Origin of the sequence: Streptomyces bikiniensis, assembly GCF_000716625.1 — a bacterium.
GTDB lineage: Bacteria > Actinomycetota > Actinomycetes > Streptomycetales > Streptomycetaceae > Streptomyces > Streptomyces bikiniensis.
In genome coordinates, this window is sequence record NZ_JNXJ01000042.1 from 22035 (window position 1) to 36143 (window position 14109).

The 14109-nt window shown below is 71.7% G+C and carries 16 protein-coding genes and 1 CRISPR repeat array (1 of these 17 cut by a window edge); of the genes, 9 read left to right on the plus strand and 7 right to left on the minus strand.

Annotation, left to right across the window (positions count from 1 at the left end; genetic code table 11):
* Nucleotides 1-199: 199 nt before the first annotated feature.
* The 6 genes from OO47_RS33585 to OO47_RS34150 form a co-directional block, all read right to left on the minus strand.
* Nucleotides 200-559 (minus strand): hypothetical protein, encoded by a 360-nt coding sequence (locus tag OO47_RS33585; RefSeq protein WP_234323306.1) that lies wholly within the window; start codon nucleotides 557-559, stop codon nucleotides 200-202.
* Between the two features lie 170 nt (nucleotides 560-729).
* Nucleotides 730-1281 carry a DUF6197 family protein gene (locus tag OO47_RS27015; protein ID WP_030220446.1) on the minus strand — a complete coding sequence of 184 codons (552 nt, stop codon included), beginning with the start codon at nucleotides 1279-1281 and terminating at the stop codon, nucleotides 730-732.
* Between the two features lie 68 nt (nucleotides 1282-1349).
* Nucleotides 1350-1496 (minus strand): hypothetical protein, encoded by a 147-nt coding sequence (locus OO47_RS27020; protein ID WP_234323307.1) that lies wholly within the window; start codon nucleotides 1494-1496, stop codon nucleotides 1350-1352.
* A gap of 106 nt (nucleotides 1497-1602) precedes the next feature.
* Nucleotides 1603-1866 (minus strand): WhiB family transcriptional regulator, encoded by a 264-nt coding sequence (locus OO47_RS27025; protein ID WP_030220452.1) that lies wholly within the window; start codon nucleotides 1864-1866, stop codon nucleotides 1603-1605.
* Between the two features lie 245 nt (nucleotides 1867-2111).
* On the minus strand, nucleotides 2112-2528 hold the full coding sequence (locus OO47_RS27030) for a hypothetical protein (protein ID WP_051716289.1): 417 nt from the start codon (nucleotides 2526-2528) through the stop codon (nucleotides 2112-2114).
* Nucleotides 2529-2635: 107 nt separating this feature from the next.
* A complete protein-coding gene (locus tag OO47_RS34150; RefSeq protein ID WP_051716290.1) occupies nucleotides 2636-3520 on the minus strand; it encodes a hypothetical protein in 885 nt (294 codons plus the stop codon).
* 335 nt (nucleotides 3521-3855) lie between these two features.
* Between OO47_RS34150 and OO47_RS27040 the strand changes: the two genes are divergently transcribed.
* The 9 genes from OO47_RS27040 (at nucleotide 3856) to OO47_RS27080 (ending at nucleotide 12660) form a co-directional block, all read left to right on the plus strand.
* Nucleotides 3856-4614: a GntR family transcriptional regulator gene (locus OO47_RS27040; RefSeq protein ID WP_030220462.1), complete on the plus strand. Its 759-nt coding sequence runs from the start codon at nucleotides 3856-3858 to the stop codon at nucleotides 4612-4614.
* Nucleotides 4611-5198 (plus strand): AAA family ATPase, encoded by a 588-nt coding sequence (locus OO47_RS27045; protein ID WP_030220465.1) that lies wholly within the window; start codon nucleotides 4611-4613, stop codon nucleotides 5196-5198. Before OO47_RS27040 ends, OO47_RS27045 begins: the two co-directional genes overlap by 4 nt.
* Nucleotides 5199-5313: 115 nt before the next feature.
* Nucleotides 5314-6744, plus strand: a complete 1431-nt coding sequence (locus OO47_RS36460) for a helix-turn-helix domain-containing protein (RefSeq protein ID WP_030220469.1) — start codon at nucleotides 5314-5316, stop codon at nucleotides 6742-6744.
* Nucleotides 6745-6748: 4 nt separating this feature from the next.
* Nucleotides 6749-7429 (plus strand): RibD family protein, encoded by a 681-nt coding sequence (locus OO47_RS27055; RefSeq protein ID WP_030220471.1) that lies wholly within the window; start codon nucleotides 6749-6751, stop codon nucleotides 7427-7429.
* Nucleotides 7429-7893, plus strand: a complete 465-nt coding sequence (locus tag OO47_RS27060) for a deaminase (RefSeq protein WP_030220475.1) — start codon at nucleotides 7429-7431, stop codon at nucleotides 7891-7893. The genes OO47_RS27055 and OO47_RS27060 overlap by 1 nt, the downstream gene beginning before the upstream one ends.
* Nucleotides 7894-8009: 116 nt before the next feature.
* The gene (locus OO47_RS27065) at nucleotides 8010-8318 is read left to right on the plus strand and encodes a helix-turn-helix domain-containing protein (RefSeq protein ID WP_030220477.1); all 309 of its coding nucleotides are present in this window, start codon (nucleotides 8010-8012) and stop codon (nucleotides 8316-8318) included.
* Between the two features lie 411 nt (nucleotides 8319-8729).
* Nucleotides 8730-9194, plus strand: a complete 465-nt coding sequence (locus tag OO47_RS27070; RefSeq protein ID WP_158708702.1) for a hypothetical protein — start codon at nucleotides 8730-8732, stop codon at nucleotides 9192-9194.
* Nucleotides 9191-11824: a hypothetical protein gene (locus OO47_RS27075; RefSeq protein WP_030220481.1), complete on the plus strand. Its 2634-nt coding sequence runs from the start codon at nucleotides 9191-9193 to the stop codon at nucleotides 11822-11824. Before OO47_RS27070 ends, OO47_RS27075 begins: the two co-directional genes overlap by 4 nt.
* A complete protein-coding gene (locus OO47_RS27080; protein WP_033210460.1) occupies nucleotides 11821-12660 on the plus strand; it encodes a DUF721 domain-containing protein in 840 nt (279 codons plus the stop codon). Before OO47_RS27075 ends, OO47_RS27080 begins: the two co-directional genes overlap by 4 nt.
* 193 nt (nucleotides 12661-12853) lie before the next feature.
* Here the strand turns inward: OO47_RS27080 and OO47_RS35530 are convergent, their stop codons facing one another.
* The gene (locus OO47_RS35530; RefSeq protein WP_051716292.1) at nucleotides 12854-13255 is read right to left on the minus strand and encodes a hypothetical protein; all 402 of its coding nucleotides are present in this window, start codon (nucleotides 13253-13255) and stop codon (nucleotides 12854-12856) included.
* A 183-nt stretch (nucleotides 13256-13438) separates the two neighbouring features.
* A CRISPR array of direct repeats spans nucleotides 13439-14109; the repeat unit is 28 nt; unit sequence GAGCAACCCCCGCAGGCGCGGGGACGAC; it runs 700 nt beyond the window's last position.

Genomic DNA, 14109 nt, shown 5'->3' on the forward strand with positions numbered 1-14109 from the left:
GCTGCTCCCGAAACGCGGCGAGGCGTTCCCGAAGCAGTGGTCGATGGGGCTGGTTGATCACGAAGCTGGCACCGGCTCTACCCGCTCCGCGCGCACGAAAAGGCCGGCGGCCCGGGAGGCGGGCGGCCGTACTCGCGAAGCGTCGCGGGGCGGGCCCGAAACTGGGTGCGGCTCCCGCCGGGCGGGCGCGAAGTCGGCGTCAGCGCTCGGGGAACTGCGCGCCGTGTCGCCGAAGGTTGGCGGTGGTGATGCCGAAATGGCGGCAGCGGTCGATCAGTGGCTGGAGCCTGGTGCCTTCGGCGAGCGCCTCGGGCGAGCCGACGCCGTACCGCTTCTGCGTGGCGAACAGCTCGTTGAGCGCGGTCGCGGTGCGGGCGGCGTGCTGCGCGAAGCGGCCCTCGTCCACCCACTTCTCCGCGATGACGTGGAGGGTGGTGCGCCAGCTGCCGTCGTAGTCGTCGGGGGCGATCGGCGGGATGTCGGTGCCGAAGATCGCGAAGGCGCACGCCTGGGCGGTGGCTTCGGTGCCGGGCTGGAGCGGGGTCATCGTCGTAGCCATGGGGGCCTCCCTCGACTGTTCGGTCCGGGCTGTCCGGCTCCCCGTCACCGCCCGTCCCCGCCGTTGTAATGACCGGCTGGTGCGGGCGGATCAGGCAGCCGCCAGGCTGGATCAGATGGCGCTGCAGGCCCGCTGGCGGGCGGCGCGGCGCTTCATGGCCCGTCGCTCGGTCAGGCGGCCTGGGGCGCCTCGGCGGCGCCGGGCCCGTAGGTGCGGGCGAAGCGGGCGCCGGCGGCCAGCAGGTCGAGGACGTCCTCGCGGGTGCGGTGCAGGCGCTCCGTCCACGCCGTGGCCAGGGCCTGGTCGTGGCCGGTCAGCGCGCGGACCGCGCGGTTCAGGACCTGGTAGGCGACGTCGCGGGTGTCGGTATCGCCGTTCCCGCCGCGCGCCGCGTGCTCCAGCGCCACGGACAAGGTCCGCGGGCCGGGGGCGGTCTCCTCCCGGACCGCGAGGAGCACCTCGCGGACCATGGCCTGCGTGCTCATCGACTCGATCGCGGGCAGCTCCGTGCCCGCGGGCGAGGTGTAGGTGGTGGTGCGGGTCCAGCCGTCGGCCTTCAGCAGGGAGGCGGTCGCCTCCAGGTGACGGGCGACCGACTTGCCGGTCGACTCCTCACCCGAGGCGCCGGTCCACACCGGCTGGTAGGAGTCCCGTGCGAGCTCGGCGGCCCGGGCGAGGACCTCGTCGGTGAACACGGTGGCGGTGATGGTGCTGGTGGTCATGCGGTTCTCTCCTTCGCAGAAAAAGACCGCCCCCGCCGGGCGGCGGGGGCGGGGGATGCAGACGCGCGTCAGCGGCGCTGCTGGGTGAGGTGGTTCGTCCAGGCGGCCTGGAGACGGGAGAACCGCTCGAACAGCGGCGCTCCGGCCTCGCACGGCGCCTCAGTCCGGCACGAGCAGCCGGTGATGTGGGTGGTCCACTCGTTGAAGGCGGCCATGTACCGGATATAGAGGGGGCTCTGGCGGGCGGTCACTTCTGGTGGTTCTCCGATCGGCGGTTCGCTTCGGCGACCTTGTCGGAGAGCTGCTTACGCTCGGCCTCGGTCATGCCGACACCGCCTGTCCGCTCCGGGACTGTCGGCGGGCCCGGCACTTCATCGCGCGACGCTCGTCCTCCGACAGCCCGCCCCAGACGCCCTCGTCCTGCCCGGACTCCAGCGCCCACCGCAGGCACTGGTTCATGACGGGGCAGCGGCAGCAGACGGCCTTGGCTTCCTTGATCTGCAGCAGGGCGGGGCCAGTGTTGCCGACGGGGAAGAACAGCTCGGGGTCCTCGTCGCGGCAGACCGCGTTATGGCGCCAGTCCACGGCGGTCACCGTCCCGAGCGGACGCGGCGCAGGGCCTCGTCCATGTCCGTGTCGGAGTCGCCGTTGTTCCGTGCGATGCTGTCCTGCATCAGGTCCTCCGCGTAGGTCCTGGACAGCCTCGGGGGCGCAATCCCCGGGGCTGTCGTTCGTTTGGCGGGTCGTACGACCGGCCACGACCAGCGGCCACCCCCTTGGTGCAGTAGGGAGTGGCCGCTGATCGTGGGCGCCCGTCCGAAGCCGGTCGGTCAGGCGGCGGCGTACTCGGGGCGGCATCCGGAGCGGATCGTCCGGCGCAGGCGGTCGGCGTGGGGGAGAAGGACGTCGACCAGGCGCTCGCGGACGCGGACGGTGATGATCGGGTCGGCGGCGAGGATGTCGCGGCCGGCGTCGACACGGGCGGCGATCTCCGCGCCGTGCGCGAGGGCGAGCTCGTGGCGGCGGTCGGGCGGGACGGTCAGGACCGCGGCCGCGTACCGGCGCATCTCCCGGGCGGTGCCCGCGGGCTCGTACATCTCCAGCGGCGTACCGAAGGCGATGTCGAGGTCGACGTCGAAGTCGGCGGGGAGCGGGACGTCGAGCTCGTCCAGGAGCGCGAGTGTCTCGGCGTCGACCACCTCGCCGCTGCTGGGCCGGTGGGACGTCAGGGTCAGGGTGGCGGGCATCGGGACCTCCAGGGTGCGGTGAGTGGGCAGGGACGGGAGCAGACGGCCCCGGCCTCGGCCCCCGCGCGGTGCGGGAGCCGAGGCCAGGGCCGGGGCGGTGGTGCGGGTCAGGCCGCGAGAGCGGGCTTGCGGCGGCAGGCGCCGAAGGCGGGCTTGCAGCGGGCGGTGTACGCGGCGGCGGTCTCGCCCGGGGCCGGGGTGGGCAGCTCGGCCCGGACCGCGGCCACCAGTGCGGTGTGCTTGGACTGGTCGGCCGGGGTCAGGGGGCGGCGCCAGAGCGTGGCCAGGTGCGTGTAGGCGACGCGGGCGAGGTGCTCCTCGAGGACGTCGCTCGCGAAGCGGCCCGGGGCGGCGTCGGCCAGGGCGCGGAGGGTGCCGGCGGCCAGGGTCCGGACGGAGCTGGCGTCCCGGGCGTTCTGCCGGGGCATGGCCGGCAGGGCGCCAGCGGGGCCGTCGACGGCCCGACCACGCGTGGTGGGGATCGCGTCGGACGGAACCGCACGGGCGGCATCGGCCTGGCGGGCGGCGGGCACCGCCCGCTCCCACTGGGCTCGCCGGTCGGCGGGACGCTCCTGCGGCCGGGCGACCTTGAGGGTCTGGACGGTGGCACGGCGGTGCCGGGTCAGGTCGACCGCGAGACGCTCCTCGCGCGCCCACTCCTCGTACTGGCGGCTCCAGATGTCCGGGGTGATGTCGACCTCGACGAGGCGGTTGCTGGAGCTGCAGCGGATCGCGGCGTCGACACCGGCCCGGCCGGTGTGGTGCGGGACCGTCTTGAGGAGGTAGGTGCCGCGGTGGGGGGTGACGGGCACCCAGGTGTCGCAGGCCGGGCAGACCAGCGAGATACGGCGCTTCTGGGTGGACTCGACCCGCCGCATGTCGATGTGACCGGGCGACAGGGTCGACAGGACGATCGGGGCGAGGGGACTGACGCGGGAGGTACGGGTGCGGCCCCGGCGCTTGGCGGCCTTGGGCATGGCGAGCTCGGACATGGCAACTCCTCGGCAGGAGAAGGGGAGGGGTGTACGCGGGATGGATGCCTTCTCCACCCACCAGGCCCACGAGCCAGAGGCCCGCGTCCCGGCGGATAGACAGCGCATCAGCACTGAGGTCGTGCAGCAGTCCTGCCGGCCTGGGGGTTTGGTCTTAGCTACCGCCTCCGGCCACCTGCCCGACTCCGAAGAGACGAGCTGCAGAAACTGCGGTGGTGCGACTACGCGGTGTTCCCGGGGGATCACCGCCTTACCTACATCAGGTTACCTCAGGTACCCTCAGGTGTCAAGCGGTATAGTGAGGCACCTAGACGGAAGAGAAGGGGCGAGGCGACATGCCAGGGCAACCGCGGGCCGACAACCGGCCGCCATACGCGCGCATCGCAGGTCACTACCGCGACCTCATCAGCTCTGGGGAGCTGGCGACGGGCGACCTGCTGCCCAGCATCCGCGCCCTGGCAGATCAGTGGCAGGTCAGCACCGCAACGGCCGACCGCGCCATGAAACTTTTGCGCGACGAGAAGTTGGTCAACGGCATCCCGGGCGTTGGCACCGAGGTCATGGCGCGTCCCGTGTCGCTCGCATCCGGATCGGAGCGCCACGATCGGAGTGCCACGACGAAGTCGTCCTGGGGCGTGGGGGAAAAATCCTCCGGCCACACCGCAGGCATGGTGTCGGCCCCCGAGGACGTCGCGAATGCGCTCGGCATCGAGCCTGGTGAGGACGTGATTCGCCGAAGCCGTGTCTACCGAGATGCTCACGGGATCGTCTCCCATTCAACGTCCTGGATCCCGGCGGAGTTCGCCCAGGCGCTACCCGAGCTCGCCCGCAGCGAGCGCCTCAAGGGCGGGCTGTCGCTGGACCTCATCGCCGAAGCCACTGGTCGCCACGCCGTACAGCGTGTGGATGAGGAGACGGCACGCATCGCCACCGCCCGCGACCTCGAGCTCCTGGAACTGGAGCCCGATACCGTCGCAGCGATCCTTGTGCTGACCGCGCGCTTCTTGGACGCCGACGGCGAGCTACTGGAGTACGGCGTGGACCTAGGGGCCCCCGGCCGTACCCGGCGAACCACGTCCGAGGTCCTGCGGTGACCGGGCCTGCCACAGGCCGCCCGGCTCCCACGCCCCGCGCGATCCTTATGTCGGGTCTGCAGGGCGCGGGCAAGACGACCCTCGCTCGTGCCCTGGAGAAGGCCGGCTTCCGGCGTCTCTGCCCCGACGAGGAGATGTTCCGCCGCTACGGCCACTACGGCCGGGACTTCCCCCGCGGACAGTTCAGGGTCAGAGAGGCACCCGTGCTCAAGGACATCGCCCTTGAGCTCAGAGAGCTCCTGGCGGCCGGACACGACGCCGTGGTCGACCACGGCTTCTGGACTCCGGAGGAGCGGGCCCAGTGGGCAGCGACTGTGGTGGGAGCGGGCGGTGAGCCCATTCTGATCTACCTGCCGCTCCCGCACGAGGTGCGCTGGGACCGGATCCGGAAGCGCAACGAGCAATCGCTGATCGACGCGAACTCCATCGAGTTCAGCGAGGAGGACCTCCTTCGGCATGCGGGACGCTTCTCCCCGCCGACCGACGACGAGCCGCACCTCGTGTACGACGGCAATCCGGACAGCGTCCTCGCCCTGCTCCGCCGCGCGCAGCAGCCGGATGCGGATGGAACCGTAGAACATTGAGCCTCCCGAGTCGGCGGACCGTTCGTTTCGGTTCTAGGTCCGCCACACTCGGGAGTTCCAGATCTGACATGTGGCCGGATCATCTGGCCACGCAAGCCACGAGGTTGGGGGCGGGATGGCACAAAAGCCGAGGGAGCTGACGCCCTGGGTGTCGCCCTTGCACAACTGGGGGTACCAGCTGCGGGAGCTGCGGACCTCACGGGGCCTGAGCCTTCGCGAGCTCGGCAAGATCACTCGTATCGACCACAGCCACCTGGGACGATTCGAGCGAGCGGAGCGAACGCCCGACCGGTCGCAGGCCGTGGTCCTGGACGACAAGCTGGACGCCAGCGGCATGCTGCTCCGCCTGTGGGAGCGGATCGGTGACGAGCGTGGCCATGTGGCCAATCCCCCGGCCCATGTGGCCAGATCATCAATGGACCTAGCTTTCGCCAGGGCCGACCAGGCAGCGTCGGACGAGGGGGTCTCGGTCCCGTGTCGTCTAGCTGATGGGTCGGTGATTTGGGTGGCTCTGAATCGGCGTGCGCTGCTGCGCACCGGGATGGGGCTCGGGGCTGCGGCCGCGGTCGGCGTCGGTTCGCCGGCCTTCGCGGACTCCGGTGCCGTTCCCAGTCTGGTCCGCAAGGCCCGGGCCGCGTACGCGTACGGTTCGACGCCGGTGGAGCACCTGCGTCGCACCCGACGCCTGCTGATCGACAACGACAACCTGCTGGGACCCCGGCACGCCGTCGCCGCAGTGCGCGACCACATCCAGGTCATCCAGGAGCTGCGCCGGGACGCGAAGGGCGCCGACCGGCGGGACTTGATGGAGCTCCAGACGCAGTACGGCGAGTTCCTGTCCTGGCTCTACCAGGACCTGGGCAACCTGCAGGCGGCGTCGTACTGGCTGGACCGGGCTATGCAGTGGTCCCACACCGTCGGTGACAACGACCTGACCACGTACGTCATGGCCCGCAAGGCACAGCTGGCCGGCGACACGGCCGACCTGGTCGACGTGGTCGACCTCGCCGAAGCCGCCCAGCGCATGGCCCGTCCGCGCGGCCGCCTCGCCGCCGTCGCGCGCACCTACGAGGCGTACGGACACGCGCTGCGCGGTGACGCAGACGAAAGCGAGCGGGCAATCGACGACGTCCGCAACGCCCTCGATGGCACCGCTGCCGACCCCACCCCGTGGGGCGTGTGGCTGAACGCCTCGTACGTGGAGGTCCACCGCGCCCAGGGCCTCGAGGCCCTCGGCAAGCACGACCAGGCCGCGGACGCGTTCGGCGCCGCCATCCAGCTGATGCCGGACGGCTACCACCGCGACCGGGGCGTCTACATGGCGCGGCAGGCCGTGGCGTTGGCCGGCGCCCGCGACCCGGAGCAAGCCGCCGCCCTGGGGATGCACGCGCTGACCGTCGCGGAGGACACTGGCTCCGGCCGGATCACGAACGAGCTCGTCAGGCTCGACAAGGTCCTGATCCCCTGGCAGCGCGAACCGGCCGTAGCTGAGTTCCGCGCCACCTTCGACTTCACCCTCTTCCACGAGACCGAAACGGAAGCCTGAGCAGATGACTGCCCGCCCGTACGTTCTGCTGTCCGCCGCCATGTCGGTCGACGGCTACCTGGACGACACCAGCTCCGAGCGGCTGCTGCTCTCCAACGCCGAGGACTTCGACCGCGTCGACCAGGTCCGCGCGGAGTCCGACGCCATCCTGATCGGCGCGACCACCATGCGCCGGGACAACCCGCGCCTGTTGGTCAACAGCGACGAACGCCGTGCTCAGCGCGTCGCCGATGGCAAGTCGGCCTACCCGCTCAAGGTCACGGTCACCTGCACCGGCGACCTCGCCGCCGACCTGAAGTTCTGGCACCACGGCGGCGACAAGTTGGTCTTCACCGTCGACAGCGCGGTGGAAAAGGTCCGTACGACGCTCGGGGACCTCGCTGACGTCGTCAGCGTCGGGCCCGACCTCGACTGGGGCCTGGTCCTCGATGTGCTGGGGCGCCGTGGCGTCAAGCGGCTGATGGTGGAGGGTGGCGGCACGATCCACACTCAGCTCATGGCGCAGAACCTGGCCGACGAGGTCCACCTCGCCGTCGCGCCGCTGCTCGTGGGCCAGGCAGACGCCCCGAAATTCCTGGGCGCCGCCGACTACCCGGGCGGGTCGACCTCCCGGATGCGTCTGCTGGAGGCCCGCGCGATCGGCGACGTCGTGCTGTTGCGCTACGCCCCGAAGGAGCGCGGCTGATGTACGTGCCCGACCGAGACGAGGACCTCCGCTGGATGCGGCGCGCGATCGACCTCGCCGCACTGTGCCCCCCAGCTGCCGGGGCGTACTCGGTGGGGGCGGTCATCGTTGCCGAGGATGGCACCGAGCTCGCGGCCGGCTACTCGCGTGAGGCCGATCCGCGTGAGCACGCGGAGGAGGCCGCCCTTGGGAAGCTGCCGGTGGGCGACCCTCGGCTGGCCACGGCGACGATCTACTCGTCCCTGGAGCCGTGCTCCCAGCGGAGCGCGGATCGTACTCCGTGCACGCAGCGAATCCTCGAGGCCGGGATCCCGCGCGTCGTCATCGCCTGGCGCGAACCGCCGTTCTTCGTCGCCGACTGCGTGGGGGTCGAGCAGCTCGCCGAGGCGGGCGTGGACGTCGTAGAGCTGCCGGAACTTGCGGAGAGCGCACGTGCTGCGAACTCGCACCTGGGGCTCTCGTGACCGCTCCTGTCCGTGATGCCGACATTGCTGTTTCGTTGACAGTAGGCCAGCCGCTTCCCTTCTAAAGATCCAGTGGTGTATCTTTCAATGCATCTTGGATCATGGAAGGGTTGGGTATGTCCGTTTCCGACGGCTCGCAGCGGGTCGACGCCCTGCTGAACAGCCTGGATGACGTCCTGCCACCACCAAGTGTGCGCGCGAAGCTGCGGCTTGCTGCGGGCCTCACCCAGCAGGAAGTTGCGGAGGCCGTGGGCGTGAAACGCCTTGCCGTGGCTCGCTGGGAGCTGGGACAGGCCCACCCGCGGCGCCCTCATCGCGAGAACTACATGCACCTGCTCAAGGGCCTCGCCGAGCGGTTCCCTGAGGCCGCGAGGCCGGATGAAGACATGCCGACGCCGGCCTCGGAATCAAGGGGGTCGGGGTGACGTAGCCGCCACCGGCCGCGCGCGCCAAACGAGTGGACGGCAATCCACTCCGGCCCCGCGCGGCCCTTCGCGCCGACCATCAGGTCGGCCGCCCAGCCCCCGGTTCCCGCCGGCTCTGGGCTCCAGCTCATTGAGCTGGCTCTTGCAATCAGTTGCAGCACCCGGTCCGCGAGGACCAAGCGCAACCGCAGCAGCCCCCCGGCAAGGGGACTTCTGCACACGTTCCGTCAGCCCCGGCAAGGGCTTTTGGAACACCCGTTCGAATCCCGCAAAGGAGAGAGAACTCGCCTCTGGTTCTTCGTCCGGCGCCCGCTCCTCACGGAGGGGGCTTGGTGTCTCCCGGTTCGCTCGTCGGCCGTCCCGCGTTGCGGGTGGTCCGGCTCGCTTATGAGAGTTGGTGTCCCCGCCATAGTGCCCGATCTGGTGTCCCCTGAAAAGTCGAGCCCTGCCCGTTTCGGCACGGTTCGCGCCTTTAGCGCGTTTCACGTGACGGAACAGGTGTCCAACATCTCCCAGTTCACGACTTGTGAACAGGAAGTGACTCTTCCTGTAGGAAGCCACGAGTTGATCTTTTCGCCTGGGTCTGTCCAGCCGCTCCCCAGCAGCGTCCGCCAGCGCTCGCTTCCCGTCCAGCAGGACGGCATCAAGGTTCCCGCCCGCCGTACGGGAGCCGCGGACCGGATGGTCGGCAGCCGGCCTCTGTCCACAGGGCCGTCCGTCGAAGCTGCCGGAATGATCACCTCGCGCGCCGCCGCGCCCTTCGTCCACGCCGCTCGCAGCGGAGGTGTCCGCTTTGGCGCGTACACCGACCCGATGACGAAGATGACCTCGGTCCTCGCGGTGTCCGCCGCTACGGTCTCGGCGGTGGGCCGATGAGCACGGCCGCGGCGCCGGCCACCGTGCTGGACCACCTCCTGCGGGACGACGTCGACAACTCCGTCGGCGAGTCGTGGCTTCCCGGGCAGCGGACCGCGCTGCGGTCGGTGCCTGCCGCCGGGCAGTCGGACGACAGCGGCCTGGCCGACCCGCTGCGCCTTGGTCGCGCGATGCGGTTTCGGCTGCGCGACGCCGTCCAGACGCTGCTGGCGGACCCGTCGATCGCCGAGCTGAAGGACGCGCCGAAGCTGGCCGCGGTGGTGCTGTACGCGAAGTCGCGGGCGCCGAAGGGCGAGAAGAAGGACAACCAGACCTCGATCTGGGGTGCGGAGCTGGGCCGCTGGCTGGGCATGAAGGAGTCCACGGTCCACCACAAGGTGCTGCCCGTGCTGCGTGGCACGGACGCGCTGCACACCCAGGTGGTGACGGACGTGAAGGGGCACCCGACCGGGCTGGACTGCCTGGTCATGCCGCTGTGGAACGCCCGCAAGAGCGGGGGAGCGGGGCACCCGCTAGCCCTGACGAAGGCGGAGCTGGCGACGCTGCTGCACCTCATCGAGGCCCTGTTCGGACCCGGCTGGACGCCGGAGGACAAGGAGCCGACGCCGCCGGGGCTGCTGGCCGGCCGTACGGGCAAGGGCGCGGCGACCGACCGGCTCGGGCTGCTGCTGATGGTGCTGAACACGCGGGCGTCGGGCTGGCTGCAGCTGGTCGGCGGCTCGGTGAAGGCAAAGGAGGGGCGCGGGGCGGCGACGCTGGCCCGGCTGCTGGGCTGCTCGCCCTCGGGGGCCCGGAAGGTGCTGGCCCGGCTGACCCAGGCCGGTGTCGTTGCGCGGCAGCACCGGGAGACGTCGACGCGGATGCGTGGCCGGGCCCGGGTCATGCTGCTGCCGGTCGCCCGCGCGTACGGCCGCACCGCGGTCTCTGCGGAGGCGGTTTCGGGGCCTGGATCGGTGTCTTCGGTGCGTCCCGATGGTGCGTGCGGAGATCATGCTCCGGCCGCTGCCGCTGGTGCCCTTGGTACATCTGGGATCGGCGGTGCTGAGGAGGCCGGCGATGCGGCGGTTCGGGAGCGTCCCGATGGTGCAGAGCTCCACGCAGACCACGCTCCTGTGGTTACTCCTGTAGTTCCTCTGCAGCTCTCTGGTCGCTTTTCCGGCGAAGGCCGTGGGGCGAAGGGCCGTCGGCCGGGACACGCATGCGTGCGCGAGGACCAGGCCGCCAACGCCGAGTCCGCCGGTGCCGGGTCCGGGAGCCCGGTGGCCGGGGCCGACCCGCTTCGCGGTGAAAAGCCCACCAAGTCACCCGTCGACGAGCAGGAGCAGGCAAGGGGCGTCGCCGCTGGCGCCGGTGCCCGGCTGACGGTCGTGGATGGTCGAAAAACGCAGCAGCAGGGGCGGTCGGAGCTCCCGGCCGATCTTGACCTGCGGGTGGCTCTGGCGCCGGTGTCCTGGCTGTGGCAGGGGCTGAACCGCTGGCAGCAGGACCACGTCGTGAAGGCCGCAAAGGCGGAGCTCACCCAGCTGCGTCAGGTGCTGGAGTGGTCGGCGCAGGCTCCGCCGGTGCTGGCCGCCCGGCTGACGTCCCGGCTCGAGGAGACCGGCGGCGAGGCCCTGATCGCCCGCCCGTACGGGTGGATCACCCGCCGCGGGCTGGTGCGCCGGCCGTCGTGCTCGGACGTGCGGTGTGACAACGGCGTCCGGCTCGACACCGGTGCCGACTGCGACAACTGCGCCAACATCCTGCACTCCCGGAGGGCGTGGCGGGTGCGGATCGCGGCCGAGGTCGACCAGGAGCTGCCCGGTCTGGAGACGGACGCGCGGTACCGGGAGATCGAGGCCCGGATGTGCCGTCACGCCGAGGCCGAGGCCGCGGACTTCGTGGCCCGTCAGGCCGAGGCCCAGCAGCGGGCGGCTGAGCGTGCGGCGGCCCGTGCCGAGGCCGAGGCGCAGGTCCTGGTCGAGCGGGAGCGGGCGGCGGCCGAGGCGGCTGTCCGGCAGGCCGTGGCGTGCGCGGACTGCGGCCGGGAGCGGTCGGCCGGACTGTGCGAGGCGTGCGACCACCGGCGCCAGACCGAGGCGCTGATCGGCGAGGCTGGTCTCCTCGCGGCCACCTGGTCGGCCGTCCCGAGCGACCAGGTGGCCGTCGCGGCCGTTGCCTCCGAGGTACGTACAGCCATCGAGGACGCCATCGCTGCCTCGTGGGCCCAGTTCCAGGAGATCACCGACCCGGTCGCCCTGGAGGCAGCCGGTCCGAACGCCGTCGAGGACGCTGCCGCGCACAACGCGTTCGTGGTCGCGGAGAGCGCCGTCGGGGAGTACCGGCACGAGGCCCTGGTGATGCTCGGCCGCGGCGAGGACGCCCAGGCCGAGGCCCGCAAGGCGTACGCGACCGAGCTCGCCAAGCCCTGGTTCCAGGCCCTGCCTGACAGCGACGACGCCCAGCGCGCCGCGACCGAGGCCGCCGCGAAGGCGCAGACCCGTACCGCCGAGCACCTGCTCGCCGTGCGGCTGGAGCAGCTGCACGCCCAGGCCCGGCCCGAGTTGGTCCGGCCCGCGCCGTGGGCGCGGCGTCTGCCCGAGCTCGCCGCCCGCCCGCTGGACGGCGAGGCCCTGGAGGTGATCGCGTGAACACCGTCCCGGAGTTGTCCGGCGTCGACCTCGCCCGCCAGGCCCTGCTCGCCGCCCGGGAGGCGGCGAAGAAGAACGGCGCCCAGACGAAGATGCCGAAGCGGCGCACCGGCACGGCTCTGCGGCGTGACGGCCGCGAGCCGCTCGGGCTGGGCGCGGCAATCAGCATGATGATGACCGAGCGCGGCCTGGTCGCCCCGGCCGCCGGCGGCAGCGTCCTTGCCCGGTTCGACGACATCCTGGCCGCGGCCGCGCCGGAGCTCGCCGGTCACGTGAGGGCCGTGGGCTTCGATGCGGACATCGGCCGCCTGGGCGTCGTCCCAGACTCTCCCGCGTACGGCACGAAGGTGCGCTGGATCGCGCCGAAGCTGATCGCGGCCGCTAACGAGGTGGTGCCCGAAGCGGACATTCGGACGATCAACGTTCTGGCTCCCGCCGCACGGACCGTCTCCCCGGCCACGTCCCCGGCCGCCGCTGATCCGGCCCCGCGGCCGGTCGTTCCGGCCGTGCCGGTGAAGACGCGCGAGACCGCGTCGGCTGGCTACCGCCGTGCCCTCGAAGCCCATCGTGCGGTCACCCCGCCACGTCAAGAGGACCCGGTCCTGGCCACCGCCGTCGGCCGCCAGGAGCAGGTCCGCCTCGGCCTCGGCGCCCGCATGTTCCCCCACGCCGAGGAGGGCCATGAGGACGAGGTGGTGGCGTCCCTTGAGGACGTTTGCGTCCAGCAGCGCCAGGCCAACGAGAACACCCGCATTGCCGCGATCCTGCGGGCCCGTGCCGAACGCGCCGGGCGGGCGGTGTCGCTCGCCGCGCCCGTACTGCGGCAGGCCGGGTGAGGGGGGCCGCCCGGTGGGCGGGCGTTCAGCGGCTCCAGCCGACCGGCCCCTGGTTCTGACCGTCCTTGCCATCTCCGTCGTGTTGCTCGTCTTGGCCGTGGTCGTCGTCGAGGACGATGCGGATGGTGGTGCCCTGGCCAGTGACACCGGTCAGGACAGTGGCGGCGCGCTGGTAGGTGGTGAAAGCCAGGGCCTAGTCACCGTTCAGACCGGCAGTCTCCCGGATCTCCCACAACACGATGAGCAGGGCAATCAGGGAGCGGCCGGAGACGGTAGTCCTGATGCTGCCGTCAGGCAGGTCGTCAACAGCCGGAGGGGTGCGGAAGTGGTCGTGGTCGGCAGCGCGGGCGGCGAGCCATTCCCAGGTGTGACGGTGGGCGACGACCTCGGCGGAGGCTACGCCGACGGCCCGCAGCAGCAGCACGCCGTGCTCGACCTCCGGGTCCTGCGGCTTTCCGATCGGGTCCTGCACGGTGGGGGAGGAGTGGTCGGCCGGGGTGCCGTGGTACGCAGCCTCGACGGCCCGTTTGAGGGCCTGGGCCCAGCCGGTCTCTTCCTGCGAGGGCTGCTCGCCGGAAGTGGGGCTGGTGGCCAAGGGGGCTCCCTGAGGGATGGTGGCGGGTACGCTGGACTGCGGGGCAGCGGGCGCTGCGGCGCCGAGCCGGACGGCGGGCGCGGGGATGACATGGCACCGAAGAACGCGAGCAGGAGGCCTGCTGAGCAACCCTGCGGGCGCGGGAACGACCCCAGCCCCGGGGTATGACGGCCCACGCAACGCGAGCAACCCCCGCGGGCGCGGGAACGACACGCCGTGCAGGGTGCCGGTCGGGTCGTACAGCGAGCAACCCCCGCGGGCACAGGGACGACCACACGGCAAGCGTCATGAGGTCGGCAGGGACGGAGCAACCCCCGCAGGCGCGGGGACGACGGCGGCACGGGCAGATCTCACTGCCGGAGGCGGGAGCAACCCCCGCGGACGCGGGGACGATGCCACGCAGGTGCTTCCGAAGATCCTGCCGCCGGAGCAACTCCTGCAGGCGCGGGGACGACCCCTGCGAGGAGCGCTTGTTGACCTCGGCGAGCGAGCAACCCCCGCAGGCGCGGGGACGACGACCTGGTGACGTACAAAGAGGCCAAGCGTCTCGAGCAATCCCCGCAGGCGCGGGGACGACTCCGGCACCCGCGCGAGCTGCGCCTTCGCTGCGGAGCAACCCCCGCAGGCGCGGGAACGACTGCCAGACGGTGACCCGCAGCGTGCAGCGCGAGGAGCAACCCCCGCAGGCGCGGGGACGACACGCCCGTCGACCAGGCGCCGCCGGCTCACCGGGAGCAACCCCCGCAGGCGCGGGGACGACATCACACCGCAACTCCCCCCTGTGTGCGTGCGCGAGCAACCCCCGCAGGCGCGGGGACGACCTTCCGCCCCTCGACGCGGGCCGCACGTGGTCG